Annotated in this window: 21 protein-coding genes and 1 pseudogene; 18 read left to right on the top strand and 4 right to left on the bottom strand. The window is 62.6% G+C overall.

Annotated elements, in window-relative coordinates:
- Positions 1–46 precede the first annotated feature (46 nt).
- The 7 genes from AC0L2M_RS08365 (at position 47) to sufA (ending at position 7290) form a co-directional block, all read left to right on the top strand.
- A complete protein-coding gene (locus tag AC0L2M_RS08365; protein ID WP_473534658.1) occupies positions 47–1192 on the top strand; it encodes a cysteine desulfurase family protein in 1146 nt (381 codons plus the stop codon).
- A gap of 187 nt (positions 1193–1379) precedes the next feature.
- A complete protein-coding gene (sufB, locus tag AC0L2M_RS08360; RefSeq protein ID WP_023798290.1) occupies positions 1380–2897 on the top strand; it encodes a Fe-S cluster assembly protein SufB in 1518 nt (505 codons plus the stop codon).
- A 30-nt stretch (positions 2898–2927) separates the two neighbouring features.
- Entirely contained in the window at positions 2928–3683 is a 756-nt protein-coding gene (gene sufC, locus AC0L2M_RS08355; protein ID WP_091591425.1) for a Fe-S cluster assembly ATPase SufC, read from the top strand.
- A gap of 43 nt (positions 3684–3726) precedes the next feature.
- The gene (sufD, locus tag AC0L2M_RS08350; protein WP_473534558.1) at positions 3727–4995 is read left to right on the top strand and encodes a Fe-S cluster assembly protein SufD; all 1269 of its coding nucleotides are present in this window, start codon (positions 3727–3729) and stop codon (positions 4993–4995) included.
- Positions 4996–5180: 185 nt separating this feature from the next.
- Positions 5181–6422 carry a cysteine desulfurase gene (locus AC0L2M_RS08345; protein WP_473534557.1) on the top strand — a complete coding sequence of 414 codons (1242 nt, stop codon included), beginning with the start codon at positions 5181–5183 and terminating at the stop codon, positions 6420–6422.
- Between the two features lie 5 nt (positions 6423–6427).
- Positions 6428–6820 carry an SUF system Fe-S cluster assembly protein gene (locus tag AC0L2M_RS08340; RefSeq protein WP_473534556.1) on the top strand — a complete coding sequence of 131 codons (393 nt, stop codon included), beginning with the start codon at positions 6428–6430 and terminating at the stop codon, positions 6818–6820.
- A gap of 89 nt (positions 6821–6909) precedes the next feature.
- Positions 6910–7290 carry a Fe-S cluster assembly scaffold SufA gene (sufA, locus tag AC0L2M_RS08335; protein ID WP_473534555.1) on the top strand — a complete coding sequence of 127 codons (381 nt, stop codon included), beginning with the start codon at positions 6910–6912 and terminating at the stop codon, positions 7288–7290.
- A 194-nt stretch (positions 7291–7484) separates the two neighbouring features.
- Here sufA and AC0L2M_RS08330 read toward each other — a convergent pair.
- Positions 7485–7981, bottom strand: a pseudogene (locus AC0L2M_RS08330) (GFA family protein).
- A gap of 90 nt (positions 7982–8071) precedes the next feature.
- Between AC0L2M_RS08330 and AC0L2M_RS08325 the strand changes: the two are divergent.
- On the top strand, positions 8072–8395 hold the full coding sequence (locus AC0L2M_RS08325; protein ID WP_473534554.1) for a TfoX/Sxy family protein: 324 nt from the start codon (positions 8072–8074) through the stop codon (positions 8393–8395).
- Between the two features lie 15 nt (positions 8396–8410).
- On the opposite strand, the gene AC0L2M_RS08320 is transcribed toward AC0L2M_RS08325, so the two are convergent.
- Positions 8411–9343: a PfkB family carbohydrate kinase gene (locus tag AC0L2M_RS08320; RefSeq protein ID WP_473534553.1), complete on the bottom strand. Its 933-nt coding sequence runs from the start codon at positions 9341–9343 to the stop codon at positions 8411–8413.
- A 273-nt stretch (positions 9344–9616) separates the two neighbouring features.
- On the opposite strand from AC0L2M_RS08320, the gene recA reads away from it, so the two are divergent.
- Together recA and alaS are read left to right on the top strand one after the other, a co-directional pair.
- The gene (recA, locus tag AC0L2M_RS08315) at positions 9617–10714 is read left to right on the top strand and encodes a recombinase RecA (RefSeq protein ID WP_023798282.1); all 1098 of its coding nucleotides are present in this window, start codon (positions 9617–9619) and stop codon (positions 10712–10714) included.
- A 288-nt stretch (positions 10715–11002) separates the two neighbouring features.
- A complete protein-coding gene (gene alaS, locus AC0L2M_RS08310) occupies positions 11003–13669 on the top strand; it encodes an alanine--tRNA ligase (RefSeq protein WP_473534552.1) in 2667 nt (888 codons plus the stop codon).
- A 205-nt stretch (positions 13670–13874) separates the two neighbouring features.
- On the opposite strand, the gene AC0L2M_RS08305 is transcribed toward alaS, so the two are convergent.
- Together AC0L2M_RS08305 and AC0L2M_RS08300 are read right to left on the bottom strand one after the other, a co-directional pair.
- Positions 13875–14501 (bottom strand): glutathione S-transferase family protein, encoded by a 627-nt coding sequence (locus AC0L2M_RS08305; RefSeq protein WP_473534551.1) that lies wholly within the window; start codon positions 14499–14501, stop codon positions 13875–13877.
- Between the two features lie 8 nt (positions 14502–14509).
- Positions 14510–15721 (bottom strand): NADP-dependent isocitrate dehydrogenase, encoded by a 1212-nt coding sequence (locus tag AC0L2M_RS08300; protein WP_287317578.1) that lies wholly within the window; start codon positions 15719–15721, stop codon positions 14510–14512.
- 217 nt (positions 15722–15938) lie between these two features.
- Here AC0L2M_RS08300 and AC0L2M_RS08295 point away from each other — a divergent pair, with 217 nt between their 5' ends.
- The 8 genes from AC0L2M_RS08295 to AC0L2M_RS08260 all read left to right on the top strand — a co-directional run bounded on the left by AC0L2M_RS08295 (position 15939) and on the right by AC0L2M_RS08260 (position 22580).
- Positions 15939–16787, top strand: a complete 849-nt coding sequence (locus AC0L2M_RS08295) for an RNA methyltransferase (protein WP_473534550.1) — start codon at positions 15939–15941, stop codon at positions 16785–16787.
- 151 nt (positions 16788–16938) lie between these two features.
- Positions 16939–17751: a glutamate racemase gene (murI, locus tag AC0L2M_RS08290; protein WP_473534549.1), complete on the top strand. Its 813-nt coding sequence runs from the start codon at positions 16939–16941 to the stop codon at positions 17749–17751.
- 62 nt (positions 17752–17813) lie between these two features.
- A complete protein-coding gene (locus tag AC0L2M_RS08285; RefSeq protein WP_473534548.1) occupies positions 17814–18002 on the top strand; it encodes a DUF3008 family protein in 189 nt (62 codons plus the stop codon).
- 321 nt (positions 18003–18323) lie between these two features.
- Complete coding sequence (gene rpsD / locus AC0L2M_RS08280; RefSeq protein WP_023798277.1) at positions 18324–18941, top strand: 30S ribosomal protein S4; 618 nt, start codon at positions 18324–18326, stop codon at positions 18939–18941.
- A 136-nt stretch (positions 18942–19077) separates the two neighbouring features.
- A complete protein-coding gene (gene ttcA, locus AC0L2M_RS08275) occupies positions 19078–19965 on the top strand; it encodes a tRNA 2-thiocytidine(32) synthetase TtcA (protein ID WP_473534547.1) in 888 nt (295 codons plus the stop codon).
- Entirely contained in the window at positions 19955–20782 is an 828-nt protein-coding gene (locus AC0L2M_RS08270) for an inositol monophosphatase family protein (protein WP_128173170.1), read from the top strand. The genes ttcA and AC0L2M_RS08270 overlap by 11 nt, the downstream gene beginning before the upstream one ends.
- A 131-nt stretch (positions 20783–20913) precedes the next feature.
- On the top strand, positions 20914–22092 hold the full coding sequence (ppaT, locus tag AC0L2M_RS08265; RefSeq protein WP_287228925.1) for a pyridoxamine--pyruvate transaminase: 1179 nt from the start codon (positions 20914–20916) through the stop codon (positions 22090–22092).
- 86 nt (positions 22093–22178) lie between these two features.
- Positions 22179–22580 carry a hypothetical protein gene (locus AC0L2M_RS08260; protein WP_473534546.1) on the top strand — a complete coding sequence of 134 codons (402 nt, stop codon included), beginning with the start codon at positions 22179–22181 and terminating at the stop codon, positions 22578–22580.
- Positions 22581–22583 lie beyond the last annotated feature (3 nt).

The raw sequence follows: 22583 nt of genomic DNA, 5'->3' as shown, positions 1-22583 counted from the left end.
TTTTTTGTGTCAACCATAAAAACAATACGCCCCCACCCCCCCTTATATATCAAAACTTTGGGGCGCGGCGGGGGGGGGGGCCCCCCCCCCCGCGGCAATGATTGCCGCGCTCGATACTGCCGCCAACCCGTCGTCGGTCCATGCCGAAGGTCGTGCCGCACGGCGGCTGATCGAGAATGCAAGGCGCGATGTGGCGCTGCTGGTCAACGCCGGCGCCGAGCATGTCGTGTTCACCTCCGGTGCGACGGAAGCCGCCTCGACGCTGCTGACGCCGGATTGGCAGATGGGGCGCGGCACTGTCCGCATGAGCCGGCTCTATGTCTGCGAAGCCGATCATCCTTGTGTGCTGAACGGCGGGCGCTTTCCGGCAGCCCGGGTAACACGCGTCGGCGTCGACGCCGACGGCATTGTCAGGCTGGACGCGCTGGCGGCGGCACTTGGCCGTCATGACAAGGCGGACGGCCTGCCGCTGGTGGCGATCCATGCCGCCAACAACGAGACCGGCGTCATCCAGCCGGTCGGGCGCATCGCCGAAATCGTCAAGGCGGCAGGCGGCATCCTGGTCGTCGACGCCGTGCAGGCAGCCGGTCGCATTCCGCTCGATATGTCAGCGGGTTATGCCGATTACTTGATTCTGTCTTCGCACAAGATCGGCGGCCCCATGGGCGTTGGCGCCATCGTCGCCGCCGCGGATCTGATGATGCCAAGGCCGTTGATCGCCGGCGGCGGCCAGGAAAAGGGTCATCGCGGCGGCACCGAAAACCTGGCCGCGATTGTCGGCTTTGGCGCAGCGGCGCGCGAGGCCCTGATCGGATTGAAGCGCATCGACGCCGTCGGCAGCCGCCGCGATGAGATCGAGGCGATCGTGAAAACGCTGGTGCCGGATGCGGAGATCTTCGGAACCGGCGCGCCGAGGCTTGCCAACACGACATTCTTCGCTATTGCGGGCATGAAGGCCGAGACGGCGCAGATCGCCTTCGACCTCGCCGGCGTGGCGCTGTCGGCCGGTTCCGCCTGTTCGTCGGGCAAGATCGGCCCGAGCCATGTGCTGAAAGCCATGGGATACAATGACAGCCTTGGCGCTTTGCGCGTGTCCATCGGCCACGCAACGAGCGCGCAGGACATCGAACTGTTCCGCACTGCGCTGGCCGGCATTGCCTCACGCCGCGCAGGCAGGGAAGAAGCCGCCTGAGCGCGGCAAACAAACGCAGGCTTTTTGGCCTGGTAGAGCCGTGCGTTTCATGGTGGCCGGGTGAATTCCCGGCAGTGACGCACTATATGGAACTTACGCCGCCTCGGGTGCCTCGCGGGTACTGGTTTCGCGGTGCCATAGTTTGAAAACTGCCGGGCCTTGACCCCGGCGTGGATGGAGAACGCTGATGCCTGCTGTGCAGGACACGATCGATCGGGTCCGAAAGATCGACGTCGACCAATACAAATACGGATTCCAGACCGAAATCGCGATGGACAAGGCCCCAAAGGGCCTGAGTGAAGACATTATCCGCTTCATTTCGGCGAAGAAGGACGAGCCGTCCTGGATGCTGGAATGGCGTCTGGAAGCGTATCGGCGCTGGGTGACGCTGGACGAGCCGAAATGGGCGCGCGTCCACTATCCAAAGATCGATTTCCAGGACCTCTACTATTATGCGGCGCCCAAGAGCACGCCAGGACCGACATCGCTGAGCGACGTCGACCCCGAACTGTTGAGGGTCTATGAAAAGCTCGGCATCCCGCTGAGGGAGCAGGAGATCCTCGCCGGTGTGCAGAAGACCGACGCGTCGGAACTCGAGGAAGCCAGCGACAATGTCTACAAGTCGGGCCGCGTCGCCGTCGACGCCGTGTTCGATTCCGTGTCCGTCGTCACCACCTTCAAGAAGGAGCTGGCGCAGGCCGGCGTCATCTTCTGCTCGATCTCGGAAGCCATCCGCGAGCACCCGGATCTGGTGAAGAAGTATCTCGGCTCGGTCGTGCCGACTTCGGACAATTTCTACGCCACGCTGAATTCGGCGGTGTTCACCGACGGTTCTTTCGTCTTCGTGCCCAAGGGCGTGCGCTGCCCGATGGAACTGTCGACCTATTTCCGCATGAACGAGAAGAACACCGGCCAGTTCGAGCGCACGCTGATCATCGCAGAGGAAGGGGCCTACGTCTCCTATCTCGAAGGCTGCACGGCGCCGCAGCGCGACGAGAACCAGCTTCACGCTGCGGTTGTCGAACTGATCGCGCTCGACGATGCCGAGATCAAATACTCGACGGTGCAGAACTGGTACCCCGGCGACGCCGAAGGCAAGGGCGGCATCTACAATTTCGTCACCAAGCGCGGCGACTGCCGCGGCCACCGTTCGAAGATTTCATGGACGCAGGTCGAGACCGGCTCGGCGATCACCTGGAAATATCCGAGCTGCATCCTGCGCGGTGACGATTCCAGCGGCGAGTTCTATTCGATCGCCGTGTCGAACGGCTACCAGCAGGTCGACAGCGGCACCAAGATGATCCATCTCGGCAAGAACACGTCGAGCCGCATCATCTCCAAGGGCATCGCCGCCGGCTTCTCGCAGAACACCTATCGCGGCCAGGTCTCGGCGCACCGCAAGGCGACCAACGCCCGCAACTTCACCAACTGCGACTCGCTGCTGATCGGCGACCAGTGCGGCGCCCACACCGTGCCCTACATGGAAGCCAAGAACGCAACGGCGCAGTTCGAGCATGAGGCGACGACGTCGAAGATTTCCGAGGACCAGAAGTTCTACGTCATGCAGCGCGGCATTCCCGAAGAAGAGGCGATCGCGCTGATCGTCAACGGCTTCGTCAAGGACGTCATCCAGCAACTGCCGATGGAATTCGCGGTCGAGGCGCAGAAGCTGATTGGGATCAGCCTCGAGGGCTCGGTCGGCTGACCGGACCGAAAATTTTCAGGAAAAGAAAAAATGCTTGAAATCAGAAATTTGCATGCTCGCATCGTCGATGACGGCACCGAGATCATCCGCGGCCTGAACCTGACGGTGAAAGCCGGCGAGGTCGCCGCCATCATGGGGCCGAACGGCTCGGGAAAATCGACGCTGTCCTACATCCTCGCCGGGCGCGAGGATTATGAGGTGACCGAAGGCGACATCCTCTACAACGGCCGGTCGATCCTCGAAATGGATCCTGCCGAGCGCGCCACATCAGGCATTTTTCTCGCCTTCCAGTATCCGATGGAGATACCCGGTGTGGCGACGATGGAATTCCTGAAAGTGGCGATGAACGAGCAGCGCAAGGCGCGCGGCGAGGAGCCGCTGAAGATCCCGGAATTCCTGAAGCGCGTGAAGGATGCCGCCGCCTTGCTCGACATGGACATGGCGATGCTGAAGCGGCCGCTCAATGTCGGCTTTTCCGGCGGCGAGAAGAAGCGCGCCGAGATCCTGCAGATGAAGCTTCTGGAGCCAAAGCTGTGCGTGCTCGACGAGACAGACTCAGGTCTCGACATCGATGCGCTGAAGATCGTTTCGGAAGGCGTCAACGCGTTGCGCGCGCCGGACCGCGCCATCGTCATCATCACCCACTACCAGCGCCTGCTTCAGTACATCGTGCCGGATAGCGTGCACGTGCTGTACAGAGGCCAGGTGGTCAAGTCGGGCGACAAGTCGCTGGCGCTCGACCTCGAGGCCAATGGCTATGCCGGCGTGATCGGCCAAGCTGCGTGAGATGCCAGAAGGCCAAGAAGGCAAGCCAAACAAGGCGAGACCGATGAATATACATACGACACCCCAGCGAACGCCGACTGAGACGGCGCTGATCGACGCCTTCAGCGACCGGCTGTCGTTGCTGCCCGGCGACGGCACGGTGATGCTGAAGCGCGACGACGCCATCGAGGCGATTAAGAGCGGCCTGCCGACGCGGCGCGTCGAATCCTGGCACTACACCGACCTGCGACGCCTATTGACTTCGGTTCCGGATTTCGATCCCGCAGCCGCCCCAAAAGCCATTGCGCCTGTCGTCGAAGGATCCGCTGTCCTGCCGGTGCTCAACGGCGTGTCCAGTGCGAAAATGCCTGAAATCGAGGGCATCGCCGTGCAGCGCCTGTCGGAGAAGCTGACCGACGGCAGCATCGCACCGGGCCTCGACCTCTATGGCGCCGACGATGCCATCGGCGCGCTGAACACCGCTTTCGTTGCCGACGGCTATTTTGTCGACATTGCCGACGGCACCGAGTTGGACAAGCCGATCGAACTGCAGAACCTGCAGGCCGGCGGCCAGACGCATGTCCGCCTCAGCGTCCGCGTCGGCGCCAGCGCCAAGGCCGTGATCGTCGAGCGCCAGGCGGGCGAGGGCGCCGCACTCGTCAGTTCGGTCAGCCAGCTTCTGCTTGACGAGGGCGCCGAGGTGACCTGGCTGATCGTGCAGGAGCAGCCGGATACGGCGACGCATCTTGCCCAGTTCAAGGCGCATCTTGGCAAAAATGCGAAGCTGACGCTGTTCGTGATGAATGCCGGCGGCAAGCTGGTGCGCCAGGAGATCGTGGTCAGAACGACAGGCGAAGGCGCCGATTTCACGCTGCGCGGCATCAACCTGCTTGCTGGTGATACCCATACCGACGTGACCATGGTGCTCGACCATGCGGTGCCGCACACGGCTTCGACGGAAGTGATCCGCAACGTGGTGACGGGAAGAGCGCGCGGCGTCTTCCAGGGGCGCATCAACGTCCACCAATACGCGCAGAAGACCAACGCCAAGATGGCCTGCAACACGCTGCTTCTGTCGGATGACGGCGAGTTCTCGACCAAGCCTGAGCTCGAAATCTTCGCCGACGATGTCGTTTGCGGCCACGGCGCCACCGTCACCGAGATCGATCATAGCCACTTGTTCTACCTGATGGCGCGCGGCATCGACGAGAAGGCCGCTCGTGGCCTGCTGGTCAAGGCGTTCGTCGCCGAGGTGATCGAGGAACTCGACGACGAAGCGATCGTCGAGGCGCTGGAAACGAGGCTCGACGGCTGGTTCGCGGCGCACGGGTGACAGTGGGTGAGGGTTTGGCGCTTCGGCCAACACCCCTCATCCGTCGCCTTCGGCGACACCTTCTCCCACAAGGGGAGAAGGAAGAGCGCCTCTCCTTCTCCCCTTGTGGAAGAAGGTGGATTGGCGCGTAGCGCCAAGACGGATGAGGGGTGCTGGAAGGAACGCGGCGTAGCAAGGACTTCGAGATGGACCAGAAAGTCGAAAACATCCCCTACGACGTCGAGGCGATCCGCCGCGACTTTCCGATCCTGTCGCGGGAAGTCTACGGCAAACCGCTGGTCTATCTCGACAACGGCGCCTCGGCGCAGAAGCCGCAGGCCGTGCTCGACGCCATCCAGCACGCTTATTCCCAGGAATATGCCAACGTCCATCGTGGCTTGCATTTCCTGTCGAATGCCGCGACCGACGCCTTTGAGAACGCGCGCAAGATTGTGCAAAGATTTCTGAACGCGCCTGATACCGACAACATCGTCTTCACCTCGAACACGACCGCGGCGATCAACACCGTTGCTTATGGTTATGGCATGCCCAATATCGGCGAGGGCGATGAAATAGTCCTGTCGATCATGGAACACCATTCCAACATCGTGCCGTGGCATTTCATCCGCGAGCGGCAGGGCGCGAAGCTGGTCTGGGTGCCGGTCGACGATCTCGGCATCTTCCACATCGAGGAGTTCGAGAAACGGCTGACCGACCGCACAAAACTGGTCGCCATCACGCACATGTCGAATGCGCTGGGCACGGTGACGCCGATCAAGGAGATCGTCCGCATCGCGCATGCGCGCGGCATTCCGGTGCTGGTCGACGGCAGCCAGAGCGCCGTGCACATGCCGATCGACGTGCAGGACCTCGACTGCGATTTCTTCGTCTTCACCGGCCACAAGGTTTATGGGCCCTCGGGCATCGGCGTGCTCTATGGCAAGAAGGACATGCTGGAGCGCATGCGCCCGTTCATGGGCGGCGGCGAGATGATTGAGGAGGTGACGCAAGACATCGTCACCTACAACGATCCGCCGCACCGTTTCGAGGCAGGCACGCCGCCGATCGTCCAGGCGATCGGGCTGGGTGCGGCGCTCGAATATATGGAAAAGATCGGCCGCGAGCGCATCGCCGCCCACGAGGCCGATCTTAGGGATTATGCCCATCAGCGGCTGCGCGCCATCAATTCGCTGCGCATCTTCGGCGAAGCGCCTGACAAGGGCGCCATCATCTCCTTCGAACTGCAAGGCATTCATGCCCACGACGTGTCGATGGTGATCGACAGGCAAGGCGTCGCCGTCCGTGCCGGCACCCATTGCGCCCAGCCGCTGTTGAAACGTTTTGGCGTAACCTCCACATGCAGGGCATCGTTCGGCATGTATAACACCAGAGCCGAAGTCGACGCTTTGGCCGATGCGCTCGAAAAAGCGCGAAAGTTCTTCGGATGACGATCATGGATGATGTAGGCCACACCGCTGAGACCACGTCGGAAACGGTAACCAATGAGGTGGTTTCCGCCTCGGCCATTCCCGCCGACGAACTGGCACGGCTGACCGACGACATCGTTTCGGCGCTGAAGACGGTCTACGACCCGGAAATCCCGGCCGACATCTATGAGCTCGGCCTGATCTACAAGATCGACATCGAGGACGACCGCTCGGTCAAGATCGACATGACGCTGACCGCGCCGGGCTGCCCGGTGGCCGGCGAAATGCCGGGCTGGGTGGAAAATGCCGTCGGCGCCGTCGAAGGCGTTTCCGGCGTCGAGGTCAACATGACCTTCGATCCGCCCTGGTCGCCCGACCGCATGTCGGAAGAGGCGCAGGTCGCGGTGGGCTGGTATTGAGGCGCACTTGCGCCAGGCAGAAAACTTCACCATTTTAGGTGAAGACTCATTCCGCAGGCCTTGAACCTGCGCGAACGCGGAGAAAAAGAATGGGACGCTTCGCCGTCATCACGATGACCGAAAAGGCTGCCGATCGGGTTCGCGAGATCGTCGCGACCCGTGAGAATGCGCATGGCATTCGCCTTGGCATCAAGAAGGGCGGCTGCGCCGGCATGGAATATACGGTCGACCTGGTGACCGAGCCCAACACCAGGGACGATCATATCGAGCGCGACGGCGCCCATGTCTATGTCGCGCCTGAGGCAGCGCTTTTCCTGTTCGGCACCGAGATGGATTTCGAGCAGACGACGCTGCGCACCGGCTTCACCTTCCGCAACCCGAACCAGAGCTCGGCCTGCGGCTGCGGCGAATCGGTGGAGCTCAAGCCGGCCGATCTGAAGGCCCTGGCCGAGGCGCGCGCATCGGCCTGATCTTCCTTCGCCCCCGTGTCCCCCTCATCCGGCCCTTCGGGCCACCTTCTCCCCGCTGGGGAGAAGAGGCTTGCATCAACGCTGGCCACCTCCTCTCCCCTCGGGGAGAGGTCGGATTGCCCCGAATTGCCCTTCGCAATTCGGTTGGCAATCCGGGTGAGGGGGCTTAGCCTATGCGAACGGGGAGAAGGGACCTAATCCACCCACATTCCCGTTCGTTTGTGCCAGTCTGCGATCGATTCCTCGGGATAGACGTCGAAGACCTTGTCGTCCTTGCCGATTTCGGGCTCGACCCAGTTCGCCCTGTATTCAGCATGAGGTGCACCTTTTCAGGCGGTTTCGGCAGGTCGGTGTCGATCGCCGAGGCGAAGGGGTGGACCAGTTCCGGCCAGGTCCGGTCGTAGAGCCACAGTGCCGATCCGCATTTCCTGCAGAAGTTCCGCTCGCCTGACGAGATCTCGCACTGCGGATGCTCATCATCCTCGATCTCGGCCTGGTAGGCGCCAAGATTGCGCTTGCCCTTGATTTTCAGCGTCTCGTAATCGGCGCCGAGATTGATGGCAAAGCCACCACCGCCCTGCTGCTTGCGGCAGATCGAGCAGTAGCACAGCATGAAAGGCACCGGCGTGTGGCTTTCCACCTCGAAGCGGACAGCATTGCACCGGCAGGACCCTTTGAGCAGAAGCGGCATGAAAAACTCGGACGAAATTGGTTTTCAACTTGTCAGGATGGTGCCGGTTGCGGCGATGACAAGGGGAAATCCGGATGACATGATTGCGGCATGGACAATGAACGCATTGCCGAACTTTTCGAAGCCCTCGGCCCGGTCAGCATTCGCAAGATGTTCGGTGGCAAGGGCATCTATTTTGATGGCGTTATCGTCGCCATCGTGGTGCGTGGCGAATTGATGCTGAAGGCCGACGCGGAAAGCGCGCCCGAATTCGAGGCGGCCGGCTGCCGGCAATGGACCTATACCGGGTCGCGGCACGGCAAGCTGGTGTCGATGCCGTATTGGAGCGTTCCCGACAGCGCCTTCGACGATCCGGATGAGATGGCGGTCTGGGCGCGGCGGGCCTATGAGGCGGGGCTGCGGGCCGGCAAGTAGCTGCTGGTCGTCACCTCATGCCAATTCCTGCGGCTCGGGCACAAGGGCCAGCGCGTCGGCAAAGTCTGCCGCCGTTAAGCCCGGCACAAGCCCGGCACTTTCGATCGCGAGCATTGCCGCGGCAACGCCGTCGCGCAGCGCTGCGCGCAGCGTCAGGCCGCGCAGCAGGGCGGCGACCGTTGCGCCCGCCAGCGCATCGGCGGCGCCGTCCGTGACTTTTTTCGGCGGCAGGATCGAGAAGGCGTCGGTTTCGTCGAAACCGAGCACTGGACCGTCGCCAGCGGTGACCACGCCGCTTTTCAGGCCGGCGCGTCTTAAGCCGTCGACAATGCCACGCTCGTCAGCATCGACGTCGGCGCCGGTAAGCGCGCCGGCCTCGTGCCGGGTCATGAAGGTCATCGCCAGAAACTCCAGCACCAGCGTCAGCCGCGCCGCCTTGCTGGGCGAAACGGCAAGTGCAAACACCGGCTTGCCGGCTGCAAGCGTCACCAGCCGCTCGAGCGCCGTCGACGGCAGGTTGGCGTCGCACAGAACCGCATCGGCGGTGCTGATTGCCTCGCGCACCTTGGCACGGCGGATCTGCTTGGCAAGCGCCAGGTCGTAGAGCGCTATGTCGGCAAGACCGACGATCAGCGCGCCGTCGCCGTCGAATATCGTCGTGTTGCTCGGCGTCGTGCGATCGAGGAACACCACGGACAGATCGGCAATGCCGGCCGCAGCGACGGCGCGCGCGACCGTATCGGCCAGAACATCGCCGCCGCGAACCGAAAGCAGCGAGCCGGAGACGCCGCGGCGCACGGCGCAGCGCAGCGCATTGAAGACGGCGCCGCCAACCTCCTCGCGCATCATGCCGGGATTTGACGCCGCCGGCACAAAGGCGCCGGCAAGCCGGCCGCGCCGCTCGATATAGACGCCGCCCACTGCCAGGATCGTCGGCGACTTCATCATGCCCAGTGAGATGACCTTGTTGCCCGGATGGAGACTAGGTTGTCCGGCGGAACCCGGCAACCCGAAGCGCGATTCGGAAGATGCCCAGCAGAATCCTGCGGGTGAAGCGGGATACATCCTGGGGTGAAAACGCGAAACAAAAAAAGAACAAATCCGGATACTGTTGGTTTTTCAATCGTTTGTCTCCCCTTGCCAGACGAGAACAAAAAAGGTACAAATTAGTAAGGATTACGGATTGTCCGGCCTTCATTGACGACCAAGGGGTGATGTATCATGGCTCAGAATTCTTTGCGGCTTGTAGAGGACAAAACGGTGGACAAATCAAAGGCTCTGGATGCGGCGCTGTCGCAAATCGAGCGTGCCTTCGGCAAGGGCTCGATCATGCGGCTCGGCGCAAACGAGCAGGTCGTCGAGATCGAAACGGTGCCGACCGGTTCGCTTGGCCTCGACATCGCGCTCGGCGTCGGCGGCCTGCCGCGCGGCCGTATCATCGAGATCTACGGGCCGGAAAGCTCGGGCAAGACGACGCTGGCGCTGCACACTGTGGCGGAGGCCCAGAAGAAGGGCGGCATCTGCGCCTTCGTCGATGCCGAGCACGCGCTCGACCCGGTCTATGCCCGCAAGCTCGGCGTCGATCTCGAAAACCTCTTAATCTCGCAGCCCGATACCGGCGAGCAGGCGCTGGAGATCTGCGACACGCTGGTGCGTTCCGGCGCCATCGACGTTCTGGTGGTCGATTCGGTCGCGGCGCTGACGCCGCGCGCCGAAATCGAAGGCGAGATGGGCGATTCGCTGCCCGGCCTGCAGGCCCGCCTGATGAGCCAGGCGCTGCGCAAGCTGACCGCCTCGATCTCGCGCTCCAACACCATGGTCATCTTCATCAACCAGATCCGCATGAAGATCGGCGTCATGTTCGGTTCGCCCGAGACCACGACCGGCGGCAACGCGCTGAAATTCTATGCTTCGGTACGCCTCGACATTCGCCGCATCGGCTCGGTCAAGGACCGCGACGAGGTCGTCGGCAACCAGACCCGCGTCAAGGTGGTCAAGAACAAGCTGGCGCCGCCCTTCAAGGTGGTCGAGTTCGATATCATGTATGGCGAGGGCGTGTCCAAGACCGGCGAGCTGGTCGACCTCGGCGTCAAGGCCGGCGTGGTCGAAAAGTCGGGCGCCTGGTTCTCCTACAATTCGCAGCGTCTCGGCCAGGGCCGCGAGAATGCAAAACTGTTCCTGCGCGACAATCCCGACACGGCGCGCGAGATCGAATTGGCACTACGGCAGAATGCCGGGCTGATTGCGGAGAAGTTCCTCGAGAATGGTGGTTCCGAAGGCGGAGACGACGGTTTCGAGGACGAAGCTGGCGCCATGTAGGCTTCGGCAATGGCCGGAGTTTGGCCATGATTCCCGCACATCACCTCCAGCCTGTGTAATCGAGTTCTGTATTGTTGCGTTCGAACCGCCGGCCTAGCGCCGGCGGTTTGCGTTTCAGCGGTGGCGCCGAGATGACCGGCAAGCCGGCAACGAGATGACCGGCAAGCCCCGCAAATTGGCCCAATACCGTGTTTCTGGACAGGGTGCAACGCGGCGGCTAAAAGGCCATGTCCATTTGCCGTCGGCCGGGCCGACGGCTCTCTCTAAAGCTAAAAGGCAGTGTTATTCATGAGTGGCGTGAATGAGATCCGGTCGACATTCCTCGACTATTTCCGCAAGGAGGGTCACGAGGTCGTCGCGTCGAGCCCGCTGGTGCCGCGCAACGACCCGACACTGATGTTCACCAATGCCGGCATGGTGCAGTTCAAGAACGTTTTCACCGGCCTGGAAAAGCGACCCTATTCGCGTGCCACGACAGCTCAGAAGAGTGTTCGCGCCGGCGGCAAGCACAACGACCTCGACAATGTCGGCTACACCGCGCGCCACCTGACCTTCTTCGAGATGCTCGGCAATTTCTCGTTCGGCGACTATTTCAAGGAGCGCGCCATCGAGCTTGCCTGGAACCTGATCACCAGGGAGTTCGGGCTGAAGAAGGACAAGCTGCTGGTCACGGTTTATCACACCGACGACGAGGCTGCCGGCTACTGGAAGAAGATCGCCGGCTTTTCCGACGATCGCATCATCCGCATTCCGACCTCGGACAATTTCTGGGCGATGGGCGACACCGGACCTTGCGGTCCGTGCTCGGAGATCTTCATCGACCGTGGCGAGCACATCTGGGGCGGCCCTCCCGGCAGCCCCGAGGAGGATGGCGACCGTTTCCTCGAATTTTGGAACCTGGTGTTCATGCAGTACGAACAGGTGACGAAGGACGAGCGCATCGACCTGCCGCGCCCGTCGATCGACACTGGCATGGGCCTGGAGCGCATGGCCTCCATTCTGCAAGGGGTCGAGAGCGTCTTCGAGACCGACCTGTTCCGTCACCTGATCGAGGCTGCGTCATCCGCGCTCGGCCGCGGTCCGGATGCCGACACCGTCGGATCGTTCCGCGTCATCGCCGACCATTTGCGTTCGTCCTGCTTTTTGGTGGCCGACGGGGTGCTGCCGTCCAATGAGGGCCGCGGCTACGTGCTGCGTCGCATCATGCGCCGCGCCATGCGCCATGCGCAGCTTCTGGGCGCCCATGATCCGCTGATGTGGCGGCTGGTACCGGCGCTGGTGCGCGAGATGGGCCAGGCCTATCCGGAACTGGTGCGTGGCGAACAGATGATCACCGAGACGCTGAAGCTTGAAGAAACCCGTTTCCGCAAGACGCTTGTGCGCGGCTTGGGCCTGCTTTCGGAAGCGACGGAAAAGCTGGGTGCCGGCGACATGCTGGATGGCGAGACCGCCTTCAAGCTCTACGACACCTATGGCTTTCCGCTCGATCTGACGCAGGACGCGCTGCGTCAGCGCAACATCTCGGTCGATCTTGCCGGCTTCACCAATGCGATGGAGCAGCAGAAGGCGGAGGCGCGCAAGAGCTGGGCTGGTTCCGGCGAGGCCGCGACCGAAACAGTGTGGTTCCCGGTGCGCGAGATGCATGGCGCCACCGAGTTCCTCGGCTACGAGACCGAGCAGGCGGAAGGCCTTATCCAGGCGCTGGTCAGGGACGGCAAGATCGTCGACAGCGCCGCCAACGGCGAGGCGGTTGCCGTGGTCGTCAACCAGACGCCGTTCTATGGCGAATCCGGCGGCCAGGTGGGCGATACCGGCGTCATTTCAGGCGAAGGGTTCTCAATCGAGATCTCCGATACGCAGAAGAAGGCCGACGGGCTTTTCGTGCATCTCGGCAAGGTGGCCGACGGCACCGTCGACACGGGCGCGACCGTAGAGCTGCAGGTCGACCATGCGCGCCGCTCCAGGCTGCGCGCGAACCATTCCGCGACGCATCTGATCCACGAAGCGCTGCGCGAGGTGCTCGGTACCCATGTCGCGCAGAAGGGCTCACTGGTCGCGCCCGAGCGTCTGCGCTTCGACATCTCGCACAACAAGCCGATCTCGCCTGACGAACTCGAAGAGGTCGAGCGGATGGCGAACGAGATCGTCGTCCAGAACAGCCCGGTCACCACGCGGCTGATGTCGGTTGACGATGCCATTGCCGAAGGCGCCATGGCGCTGTTCGGCGAAAAGTATGGCGATGAAGTGCGCGTCGTTTCGATGGGCACGGGCTTGCATGGCGCCAGGGCCAACCGGCCCTATTCGGTCGAGCTATGCGGCGGCACGCATGTCAGGGCGACCGGCGATATCGGTCTGGTGCGCATCGTGTCGGACAGCGCCGTCGCCGCCGGCATGCGCCGCATCGAGGCGCTGACCGGCGAGGCGGCCAGAAAGTATCTCGACGAGCAGGACAAGCGGCTGAAGGCGGCAGCGGCGGCGCTGAAGATTTCGCCGGCCGACGTGCCGGCGCGCGTCGAGGCGCTGCTCGACGAGCGCAAGAAGCTCGAGAAGGAATTGACCGAGGCACGCAAGAAGCTGGCGCTGGGCGACCGCTCGCCAGCCGGCGTGCCTGCCGAGAACGAGACCATTGCCGGTGTTGGGTTTCTCGGCAAGGCGGTTTCCGGCGTTTCGCCAAAGGATTTGAAGCCGTTGGCCGATGCCGGCAAGAAGTCGCTTGGCTCCGGCGTCGTCGTCTTCGTCGGCGCCGGCGAGGACAACAAGGCCAGCGTCGTGGTCGGCGTCACCGACGACCTGACCGGCCGCTTCAGCGCTGTCGATCTGGTGCGTGTGGCGTCCGCGGCATTGGGCGGGCAGGGCGGCGGCGGTCGGCCTGACATGGCCCAGGCCGGCGGCCCGGACGCCTCGAGGGCCGAAGACGCGATCGCTGCGGTGAAGGCGGCCCTGGAGGCGGCTTGATCGGTCGCCGGAGGTCTGGAGGCACCCCCCTCTGTCCTGCCGGACATCTCCCCATCAAGGGGGGAGATTGGCAGCTTCATTGCCCTGCCTTTTTCACAAACGTCGAAAATTGGCGAAAACAATCGTGACATCCGATCTCCCCCCTTGAGGGGGAGATGTCCGGCAGGACAGAGGGGGGTGCTGTCCCTCGGCCTTTCGGACTTTGTCACCCGGCCTTTTCGGTCTTCGCAAAACTCTCCCGTCCGGTGATGTGACCCCACCAGGCCTGGATATCGGCGAACTCGGCCAGCAGGTTTTGCCCCTCAGTGACCTTGACGAAATAGCCGATAATGGGTGCTGCATGCAGGTCGGCCAGCGTCAGTTGCGCTCCCAACAGCCACGGCCCCTCGGCTTTCAGCGATGAGAGCGCCTTAAGTGTCGTTCTCGCCTGCAGAAGCCCATTGGCGATCAAAGCCTCGTCGGGCGTTGTTTTCTCCAGTCGCTCGACGGCGACATCCCAGACCATGGCCCGATAGGCATAGGCGTCGAGCATGCCGATGATCTGGTTCATACGTGCGCGAGATCGGGCTTCGGCCGGTTGCAACGTGAGGCCTTCGAAGGCTTCGTCGACATAGCGGGCGATCGCGCTGGTCTCGAAGAGGCGGAACCCGTCATGCTCGAAGGCCGGGATGCGGCCGAACGGCTGATGGTCGAGATACCAGCCCGGAATGCCGTCCGCCGCAAAGATGTCGACCGGCACGAGTTCGTAGCCGATGCCTTTTTCCTCGAGTGCGAGGCGGACGATGCGCACATAGACGCTGTAGTCCGCCCCGTAGACGACGGGCCTGCTCACAGCGCTGGTCAGGCCATCGCCTTCTGCAGATTCTCGTCGATCTTGTCGAGGAAGCCGGTGGTCGAAAGCCATGGCTGGTCGGGACCGATCAGCAGCGACAGATCCTTGGTCATGAAGCCGGCTTCGACGGTCTGGATGCAGACTTTTTCCAGCGTCTCGGCAAAACGCATCAGCTCGGCATTGTCGTCGAGTTTGGCGCGGTGCGCCAGGCCGCGCGTCCAGGCGAAAATCGAGGCGATCGAATTGGTCGAGGTTTCCTCGCCCTTCTGGTGCTGCCGATAATGACGGGTAACGGTGCCGTGCGCCGCCTCTGCCTCCACCGTCTTGCCGTCCGGCGTCATCAGCACCGAGGTCATCAGGCCGAGCGACCCAAAACCTTGCGCCACGGTGTCCGACTGAACGTCGCCATCATAGTTCTTGCAGGCCCAGATATAGCCGCCCGACCATTTCAGGCTGGAGGCAACCATGTCATCGATCAGCCGGTGCTCGTACCAGAGCTTCTTGGCTTTGAACTCGGCTTCGAACTCTGCCTCGTAGACTTCCTGGAAAATGTCCTTGAAGCGGCCGTCATAGGCCTTGAGGATGGTGTTCTTGGTCGAGAGGTAGACCGGGTAGTTGCGCAGCAGGCCGTAATTGAGCGAGGCGCGGGCGAATTCGCGGATCGAGTCGTCGAGATTGTACATGGCCATGGCGACGCCGGCGGCCGGCGCCTCGAACACGTCATGCTCGATCACCTTGCCGTCCTCGCCGACGAACTTGATCGTCAGCTTGCCCTTACCGGGGAAGCGGAAGTCGGTGGCGCGGTACTGGTCGCCGAAGGCATGACGGCCGACGATGATCGGCTTGGTCCAGCCGGGCACCAGCCGCGGCACGTTCTTCATGATGATCGGCTCGCGAAAGATGGTGCCGCCGAGGATGTTGCGGATGGTGCCGTTCGGCGACTTCCACATCTTCTTCAGCCCGAATTCCTCGACACGCTGCTCGTCGGGGGTGATCGTCGCGCATTTCACGCCGACGCCATGCTTCTTGATGGCATTGGCCGAATCGATGGTCACCTGGTCGTTGGTGGCGTCGCGGTGCTCAACGCTGAGGTCGTAATATTCAAGCTTGAGGTCGAGATAGGGGTGGATCAGCTTGTCCTTGATGAACTGCCAGATGATGCGGGTCATCTCGTCGCCGTCGAGTTCGACGACCGGGTTCGCCACCTTGATCTTCGCCATGGAAAGAATGCCTCATTGTTGGGGATCGGAACGGCCTTGCCCGCATGGCTTTGGCCGGGGATGCGGCCCGTATATCAAAGCATTTTTGGCCGCGCAAACGGCGATCCGCGCCAGCGGGCTCGCCCCTGGCATCGGCCGCTCCTTGCCAAAGCTTCATTTTCGCGGCCGGATATGGCAGGGGACGCTGAAATGCCGCAAACAGCAGTTCATTGAGACAATGCAAGCCAGCAACGACATCCTTCCTGCCACCGGCCCGGCGATCATCCTGGTCGAGCCGCAGCTCGGCGAGAATATCGGCATGGTCGCGCGCGCCATGGCGAATTTCGGTTTGTCCGAGCTGCGCCTCGTCAATCCGCGCGACGGCTGGCCGAGCGAAAAGGCGCGCGCTGCCGCGAGCCGCGCCGATCACGTCATCGATGCCGCAGTAGTATATGACGATCTGGCCTCGGCGGTCGCCGACCTCAATTTCGTCTTCGCCACCACGGCGCGCGCGCGCGATAATTTCAAACCGGTGCGCGGACCGGTCGAGGCGGGCAGGGCGCTGAGAGCGCGGCAGCGATCCGGACAGCGCACCGGCATCCTGTTCGGCCGCGAGCGGTTCGGGCTCTACAATGACGAGGTCGGCCTCGCCGACGAGATCGTCACCTTCCCGGTCGATCCCGCCTTCTCCTCGCTCAACATCGCCCAGGCCGCCTTGCTGATGTCCTATGAGTGGATGAAGTCGGGCCTGGAAGACGAGACCAAAACCAACTTTTCCAGTCCCGACATGATGCCGGCGACCAAGGAACAGTTGCACGGCCTGTTCGCATATCTGGAAGGCGCGCTCGAAGCGCGCGGCTATTTCCGCCCGGCGGCGAAGAAGCCGAAAATGGTCGACAACCTGCGCGCGGTGCTGACGCGCGCCGGCTTCGCCGAGCCGGAGCTCAAGGTGCTGCGCGGCATAATATCATCGCTGGACAGGTTTTCGCCGGCCATGCCGCGCGGCGACGGATCGCCGGGCGATGATCCCAGGCGGCTTCCGGCAGCGGCCCGCGCCGCCAAGGCGACAGACAAGGACCAGGCCTGAGAGACAGGCTCTAGCCGTAACCGAATGTTATTTGCTGTGGTCCATCATCCCAAAAATGATGGATCAGGCCTAAAATGATGAATAGGGATTTGTGACCATCTTCCCGCCGCGGACCCGCAGCCTTCTCCGCCTTCTCCTGTAGACGATGACAATGACCGATCCTTCAAGCGCCCGCCCGATCCTGATGTTCGATTCCGGCATCGGCGGCCTGACGGTGCTGCGCGAAGCGCGGGTGCTGATGCCCGACCGCCGCTTCGTCTATGTCGCCGACGACGCGGCTTTCCCTTACGGGGCTTGGGAGGAAGCGGCACTGAGGGCACATGTGCTGGAGCTGTTCGGCAAGCTGCTTGATCGTTTTTCGCCGGCCATTTCGGTCATCGCCTGCAACACCGCCTCGACTCTGGTCATCGATGCGTTGCGCGAAAGATTTCCCGGTCATCCTTTCGTCGGCACGGTGCCGGCGATCAAGCCGGCAGCGGAACGCACGCGCTCCGGGTTGGTTTCGGTGCTGGCGACGCCCGGCACAGTCAAGCGCCAGTATACCCGCGACCTGATCGGCAAATGGGCGCAGAAATGCCATGTCCGCCTGGTTGGCAGCGACAATCTGGCAGGACTGGCCGAAGTCTATATGCGCGATGGCTTTGTCGATGAAGAGGCGGTGCGTGCCGAGATCGCGCCGTGCTTCGTCGAACATGACGAACTGCGGACCGACATCGTCGTGCTTGCCTGCACCCACTATCCCTTTCTGGCCAATCGCATGCGCAAGACGGCACCCTGGCCGGTCGATTGGCTCGATCCCGCCGAGGCGATCGCGCGACGGGCGCTCTCGCTGCTCGCGGGCGCCGAGGCCAGCCACCGCGGCGAGGCGTTGCCGGAAGGCGCCGACCTTGCTGTCTTCACCTCGAAGCGGGCCGATTTCCCGACTCGCTGCCTGATTCAGGGGTTTGGGCTGGCGATTTCCTGATATCTGGGAACATCACCACGACCGCTGCGTTTTTCTCTCATCGCAAGACGGGAGAAACGATCATGCCAGCCACTTCAAAATCCCAGCAGAAAGCCGCCGGCGCGGCATTGTCCGCCAAGCGTGGCGAGACCAAGAAGAGCGAGCTCAAGGGCGCTTCGAAGGGAATGTACAAATCGATGAGCGAAAAGCAGCTCGAGGAGTTCGCCGAGACCAAGCGCAAGGGCCTGCCCGAGAAGAAATCGAAACACTAGCCGCTTGTCCCACCTGCAGGACAGGTCCCATGATTGATAGCCGCGGTCCCGCACACAGCGCGCGGGGATACCGCGGCGTATCGGCTGCCATCATCGACGCCTACCGCGACCTTGACACCAGTCAAATCTCCGTCTAATCAGCCCCCAACGTCGGGCCGCAACGTCCGGTGGTTTCTTTATGTGCAATGACGTGTCCCGTGGGTTTTCCGCCGCGTTGCGTGGGAGAACCCTGTCAGGTCTCGAAAACGGGGGCCAGAGGAGGGCGCGTTTCCTTCACCCGGACCATGAGGTGCCGGGTGTGTCTTTTTGAAAGGGAATGCGATGAGCAAGCGCGAATCCGCGAAATACAAGATCGACCGCCGTCTCGGCGAAAACATCTGGGGCCGCCCGAAGTCCCCGGTCAACAAGCGCGAATACGGTCCTGGCCAGCACGGCCAGCGCCGCAAGGGCAAGCTTTCCGATTTCGGCCTGCAGCTGCGTGCCAAGCAGAAGCTGAAGGGTCACTACGGCGACGTGTCGGAAAAGCAGTTCCGCAAGGTCTATGAAGAGGCGAACCGCCGCAAGGGCGACACCTCGGAGAATCTGATCGGCCTGCTCGAGTCTCGTCTCGACGCGGTCGTCTACCGCGCCAAGTTCGTGCCGACCATTTTTGCCGCTCGCCAGTTCGTCAATCACGGCCACATCAATGTCAACGGCAAGCGCGTCAACATCGGCTCGTACCGCTGCAAGCCGGGCGATGTCATCGAAGTGCGCGAAAAGTCGAAGCAGCTGGTGATCGTCCTGGAATCGGTAGGCCTGGCTGAGCGCGACGTGCCTGATTACATCGAGGTCGACCATAACAAGATGACGGCGTCCTTCGGGCGCATCCCCGGGCTGTCGGATGTTCCCTTCGCCGTGCAGATGGAACCGAACCTGGTCGTCGAATTCTATTCGCGCTGATTGATTTTTTTCATCTGCGACATCATCGAAGGCCGCCCTCGAGGCGGCCTTTTCTTTGGGGCTCCGAAAATCGATTTCGATTTTCGGGCCGATGCGCTACTCCGGGCAGCAACAAGGATTTTTGGGCCGCCGCGCCATGAACATGCTGCCAGAAACAATCGAACCGATCACTGACGCCGCAGGCGGCTTTCATCCGCTGTTTGCCGATGTGCCGTCCTCCGTCGAATTCAACAAGCTGCGCAAGCGGCTGCTGCGTCTCGCCCGTCAGGCGATCGACGATTTTTCGATGGTCAGGCCCGGCGATCGCTGGCTGGTCGCCTTGTCCGGCGGCAAGGATTCCTACGGCCTGCTTGCGTTGCTGCTCGACCTCAAATGGCGCGGGCTGCTGCCGGTCGACCTGCTGGCCTGCAATCTCGACCAGGGCCAGCCGAACTTTCCAAAGCACATTCTGCCCGATTATCTCAACACATACGCCATTGCGCACCGCATCGAATATCAGGACACCTATTCGGTGGTGACCGACAAGCTTCCCCAGGGCAGCACCTATTGTTCGCTGTGCTCGCGGCTCAGGCGCGGCCATCTCTACCGCATCGCGCGCGAGGAGGGCTGCTCGGCTTTGGTGCTCGGCCACCACCGCGAAGACATTCTCGAAACCTTTTTCATGAACCTGTTGCATGGCGGACGCCTCGCCGCCATGCCGCCAAAACTGCTCAACGACGACGGCGACGTCATGGTGCTGCGGCCGCTCGCCTATTGCGCCGAGGCCGATCTCGAAAAATTCGCCGGCGCCATGAAGTTCCCGATCATTCCGTGCGATCTGTGCGGCAGCCAGGACGGCTTGCAGCGCAATGCGATGAAGGCGATGCTCGACGACCTGGAAAAGCGCATGCCCGGCCGCAAGGACACGATGATCCACGCCATGACCAATGTGCGGCCCTCGCATCTGCTCGACAGAAAGCTGTTCGATTTCGCCGGACTCAACGAAACCCTGACCGCAAGGCAAGACGTTCCCGATGACATTTGACGATACCGCGATCGACTGGCTCGCCACGCTTCTGTCCGACGCTGCCATTGCCGAGATCATGCCGCGCTTTCGCCGGCTGGATGAGGGCGACATCCGCCAGAAGACCTCGGCAGCCGATCTGGTGACGGAGGCCGATGTGAGTGCCGAGCGGCTCATCACCGTCAGGCTGCGTGAGCGCTACCCGCAGGCGATGATCGTCGGCGAGGAAGCCTGCTCCGACGACCCGGCGCTGCTCCAGGGCCTCGGCGAAGCCGATCTCGCCTTCGTCATCGATCCGGTCGACGGCACTTTCAATTTCGCCTCCGGCGTGCCGCTGTTCGGCGTCATGCTCGGCGTCGTGGTGAAGGGCGAGACCGTCGCCGGCATCATTCACGATCCCATCGGCAAGGACTGGCTGATCGGCGCCAGCGGTGCTGGCAGCCACATACGGCATGCGCATGGCACTTTGGAGAAGGTGCATGTCGCCGAGCCTGCGCCGCTCTCGCAAATGACCGGCGCGGTTTCCTGGCAATATATGCCCGAGCCGGAACGGTCACGGCTGGCGCGCAACCAGACGAAATCCTTGTCGCAATTCGGCTATCGCTGCGCGGCTCACGAATACCGCCTGCTGGCGAGCGGCCACGCCCACTTCATCGTCTACAACAAGCTGATGCCGTGGGATCATCTGGCCGGTGTGCTGATCCATGCCGAGGCCGGTGGTTACGCCGCGCGTTTCGACGGCAGCACCTATCGGCCGTCGCATGTCGGCGGTGGCCTTCTTGTCGCACCGGACGAAGCAAGCTGGCGCGAACTGCGCCGGGAACTGTGGGCGGAATAGGCCGTTTGGCATCGGCCGGATGAAGCCAGCCGAGGATTGTGGCGCCGAGCTGATGCATTCGCACGACATGGAGAACTTCAAGACTTACATGCATTTCTACGGCCGATCGCCGCCGATGCGGAGACAAGACCATGCGCTATCTCGAACACGCCGAACCGGTCATCACGCTTACTGCCGGGCCGGTGAACGCCTATCCCGACGTGCTGCGCGGCCTCGGCCGCACCGTGCTCTACGATCACGACCCGGCGTTCCAGCTCTTTTACGAGCGTGTGGTCGACAAGGCGCAGAAGGCGATGCGGCTGTCGAACAAGCCGGTCATCCTGCATGGCGAGCCGGTGCTTGGCCTGGAGGCGGCGGCAGCCTCCCTGATCACGCCCGACGACGTCGTGCTCAACCTTGCCTCGGGAGTCTACGGCAAGGCGTTTGGCTATTGGGCGAAGCGCTATTCGCCGCATCTGCTCGAAATCGAGGTGCCCTATAACGAGGCGATCGACCCGCAGGCGGTTGCGGCAATGCTGGCAGCGCATCCGGAAATCAGCATCGTTTCCGTCTGCCATCACGACACCCCGTCGGGCACCATCAACCCGATCGACGCCATCGGCGCGCTGGTTTCGGCGCATGGCGCCTATCTGATCGTCGATGCCGTTTCGTCCTTCGGCGGCATGAAAACGCATCCGGAGGACTGCAAGGCCGATGTTTATGTCACCGGCCCGAACAAATGCCTTGGCGCGCCTCCTGGTCTGACGATGATGGGCGTCAGCGAGCGGGCCTGGGCGAAGATGAAGGCCAACGAGGCAGCGCCACGCGGATCGATGCTCAGCATCGTCGACTGGGAGCATACGTGGTCGAAGGACAAGCCGTTTCCGTTCACGCCGTCCGTCGCGCAGATGAACGGGCTCGACGTTGCGCTCGACCTCTACCTCAACGAGGGACCGGCGGCGGTGTGGGCGCGCCACGCGCTCACCGCCAAGGCCATGCGCGCCGGGGTCGCCGCCATGGGTCTGTCGATCTGGGCGGCCAGCGACATCATCGCATCGCCGACCACGACCGCTGTCAGGACACCCGAAGGCATCGACGAGGAGGCGCTTCGCCAGGCCGCACGCGCCCGCTACGGCGTGGTGTTCTCGTCTGGCCGCGGCGAAACATTGGGCAAGCTGACGCGTATCGGCCATATGGGCCCGACCGCCCAGCCGATCTATGCGATCGCGGCGCTGACGGCACTTGGCGGCGCGATGAATGCATTGGGCGAAAAGCTTGCGGTCGGCAAAGGCATCGATGCGGCGCTCGCCGTTATCGACGCCGACGTCTGAAAGGATCCATCCGCAGCGCTGATACTCGATGGAAGCTTTCGTCGATAAATTCGATTACATTTATCGCGCGAAACCGGAGACCCGAGATGAAACCTCGGTCCGCAATTGTCGCCCTTACCCTTGCCCTGGTTGCCGGTCCTAACGCGGCAACATCGCAGGAGCGCGGCTGTCGCAGTCCCGAACCCGTCGACACCATAAACGAGATGTTCTCCGCGATCGTCGCCTGTTGGGAGCCGCCGCCCGGAACCGCGGGCATGACCCTGACGCTGCAGTTCTCAATTCGCCGAAACGGCACACTTATCGGCAAGCCTCGCGCCACCTACTCCCGTCTGGGGGGTGATGGCAGCCTCAACCGGGCTTTCGTCGCTTCCGTCCTCGAGGCCCTCGACAAGGCTCTGCCACTGCCGGTTTCGGACAGGATGGGTGGGGCGATCGCAGGGCGTTTGCTGTTCCCTCGCTTCACCGCAGCGAGCGGGGATGAATCCTGAAAC

This window comes from Mesorhizobium sp. WSM4806 (genome assembly GCF_055811635.1).
This window is presented reverse-complemented; position numbering and strand designations above follow the sequence as displayed.

Bases quoted from the DNA above. Each gene is read 5' to 3' on its own strand.
- murI (WP_473534549.1), top strand. From the start codon at position 16,939: ATGACCGATCCTTCAAGCGCCCGCCCGATCCTGATGTTCGATTCCGGC.
- AC0L2M_RS08345 (WP_473534557.1), top strand. From the start codon at position 5,181: ATGGACCAGAAAGTCGAAAACATCCCCTACGACGTCGAGGCGATCCGC.
- alaS (WP_473534552.1), top strand. From the start codon at position 11,003: ATGAGTGGCGTGAATGAGATCCGGTCGACATTCCTCGACTATTTCCGC.
- rpsD (WP_023798277.1), top strand. From the start codon at position 18,324: ATGAGCAAGCGCGAATCCGCGAAATACAAGATCGACCGCCGTCTCGGC.
- AC0L2M_RS08285 (WP_473534548.1), top strand. From the start codon at position 17,814: ATGCCAGCCACTTCAAAATCCCAGCAGAAAGCCGCCGGCGCGGCATTG.
- AC0L2M_RS08260 (WP_473534546.1), top strand. From the start codon at position 22,179: ATGAAACCTCGGTCCGCAATTGTCGCCCTTACCCTTGCCCTGGTTGCC.
- sufB (WP_023798290.1), top strand. From the start codon at position 1,380: ATGCCTGCTGTGCAGGACACGATCGATCGGGTCCGAAAGATCGACGTC.
- recA (WP_023798282.1), top strand. From the start codon at position 9,617: ATGGCTCAGAATTCTTTGCGGCTTGTAGAGGACAAAACGGTGGACAAA.
- ppaT (WP_287228925.1), top strand. From the start codon at position 20,914: ATGCGCTATCTCGAACACGCCGAACCGGTCATCACGCTTACTGCCGGG.
- AC0L2M_RS08320 (WP_473534553.1), bottom strand. From the start codon at position 9,343: ATGATGAAGTCGCCGACGATCCTGGCAGTGGGCGGCGTCTATATCGAG.
- AC0L2M_RS08300 (WP_287317578.1), bottom strand. From the start codon at position 15,721: ATGGCGAAGATCAAGGTGGCGAACCCGGTCGTCGAACTCGACGGCGAC.
- ttcA (WP_473534547.1), top strand. From the start codon at position 19,078: ATGAACATGCTGCCAGAAACAATCGAACCGATCACTGACGCCGCAGGC.
- AC0L2M_RS08340 (WP_473534556.1), top strand. From the start codon at position 6,428: ATGGATGATGTAGGCCACACCGCTGAGACCACGTCGGAAACGGTAACC.
- sufC (WP_091591425.1), top strand. From the start codon at position 2,928: ATGCTTGAAATCAGAAATTTGCATGCTCGCATCGTCGATGACGGCACC.
- AC0L2M_RS08295 (WP_473534550.1), top strand. From the start codon at position 15,939: ATGCAAGCCAGCAACGACATCCTTCCTGCCACCGGCCCGGCGATCATC.
- AC0L2M_RS08270 (WP_128173170.1), top strand. From the start codon at position 19,955: ATGACATTTGACGATACCGCGATCGACTGGCTCGCCACGCTTCTGTCC.
- sufA (WP_473534555.1), top strand. From the start codon at position 6,910: ATGGGACGCTTCGCCGTCATCACGATGACCGAAAAGGCTGCCGATCGG.
- sufD (WP_473534558.1), top strand. From the start codon at position 3,727: ATGAATATACATACGACACCCCAGCGAACGCCGACTGAGACGGCGCTG.
- AC0L2M_RS08325 (WP_473534554.1), top strand. From the start codon at position 8,072: ATGGACAATGAACGCATTGCCGAACTTTTCGAAGCCCTCGGCCCGGTC.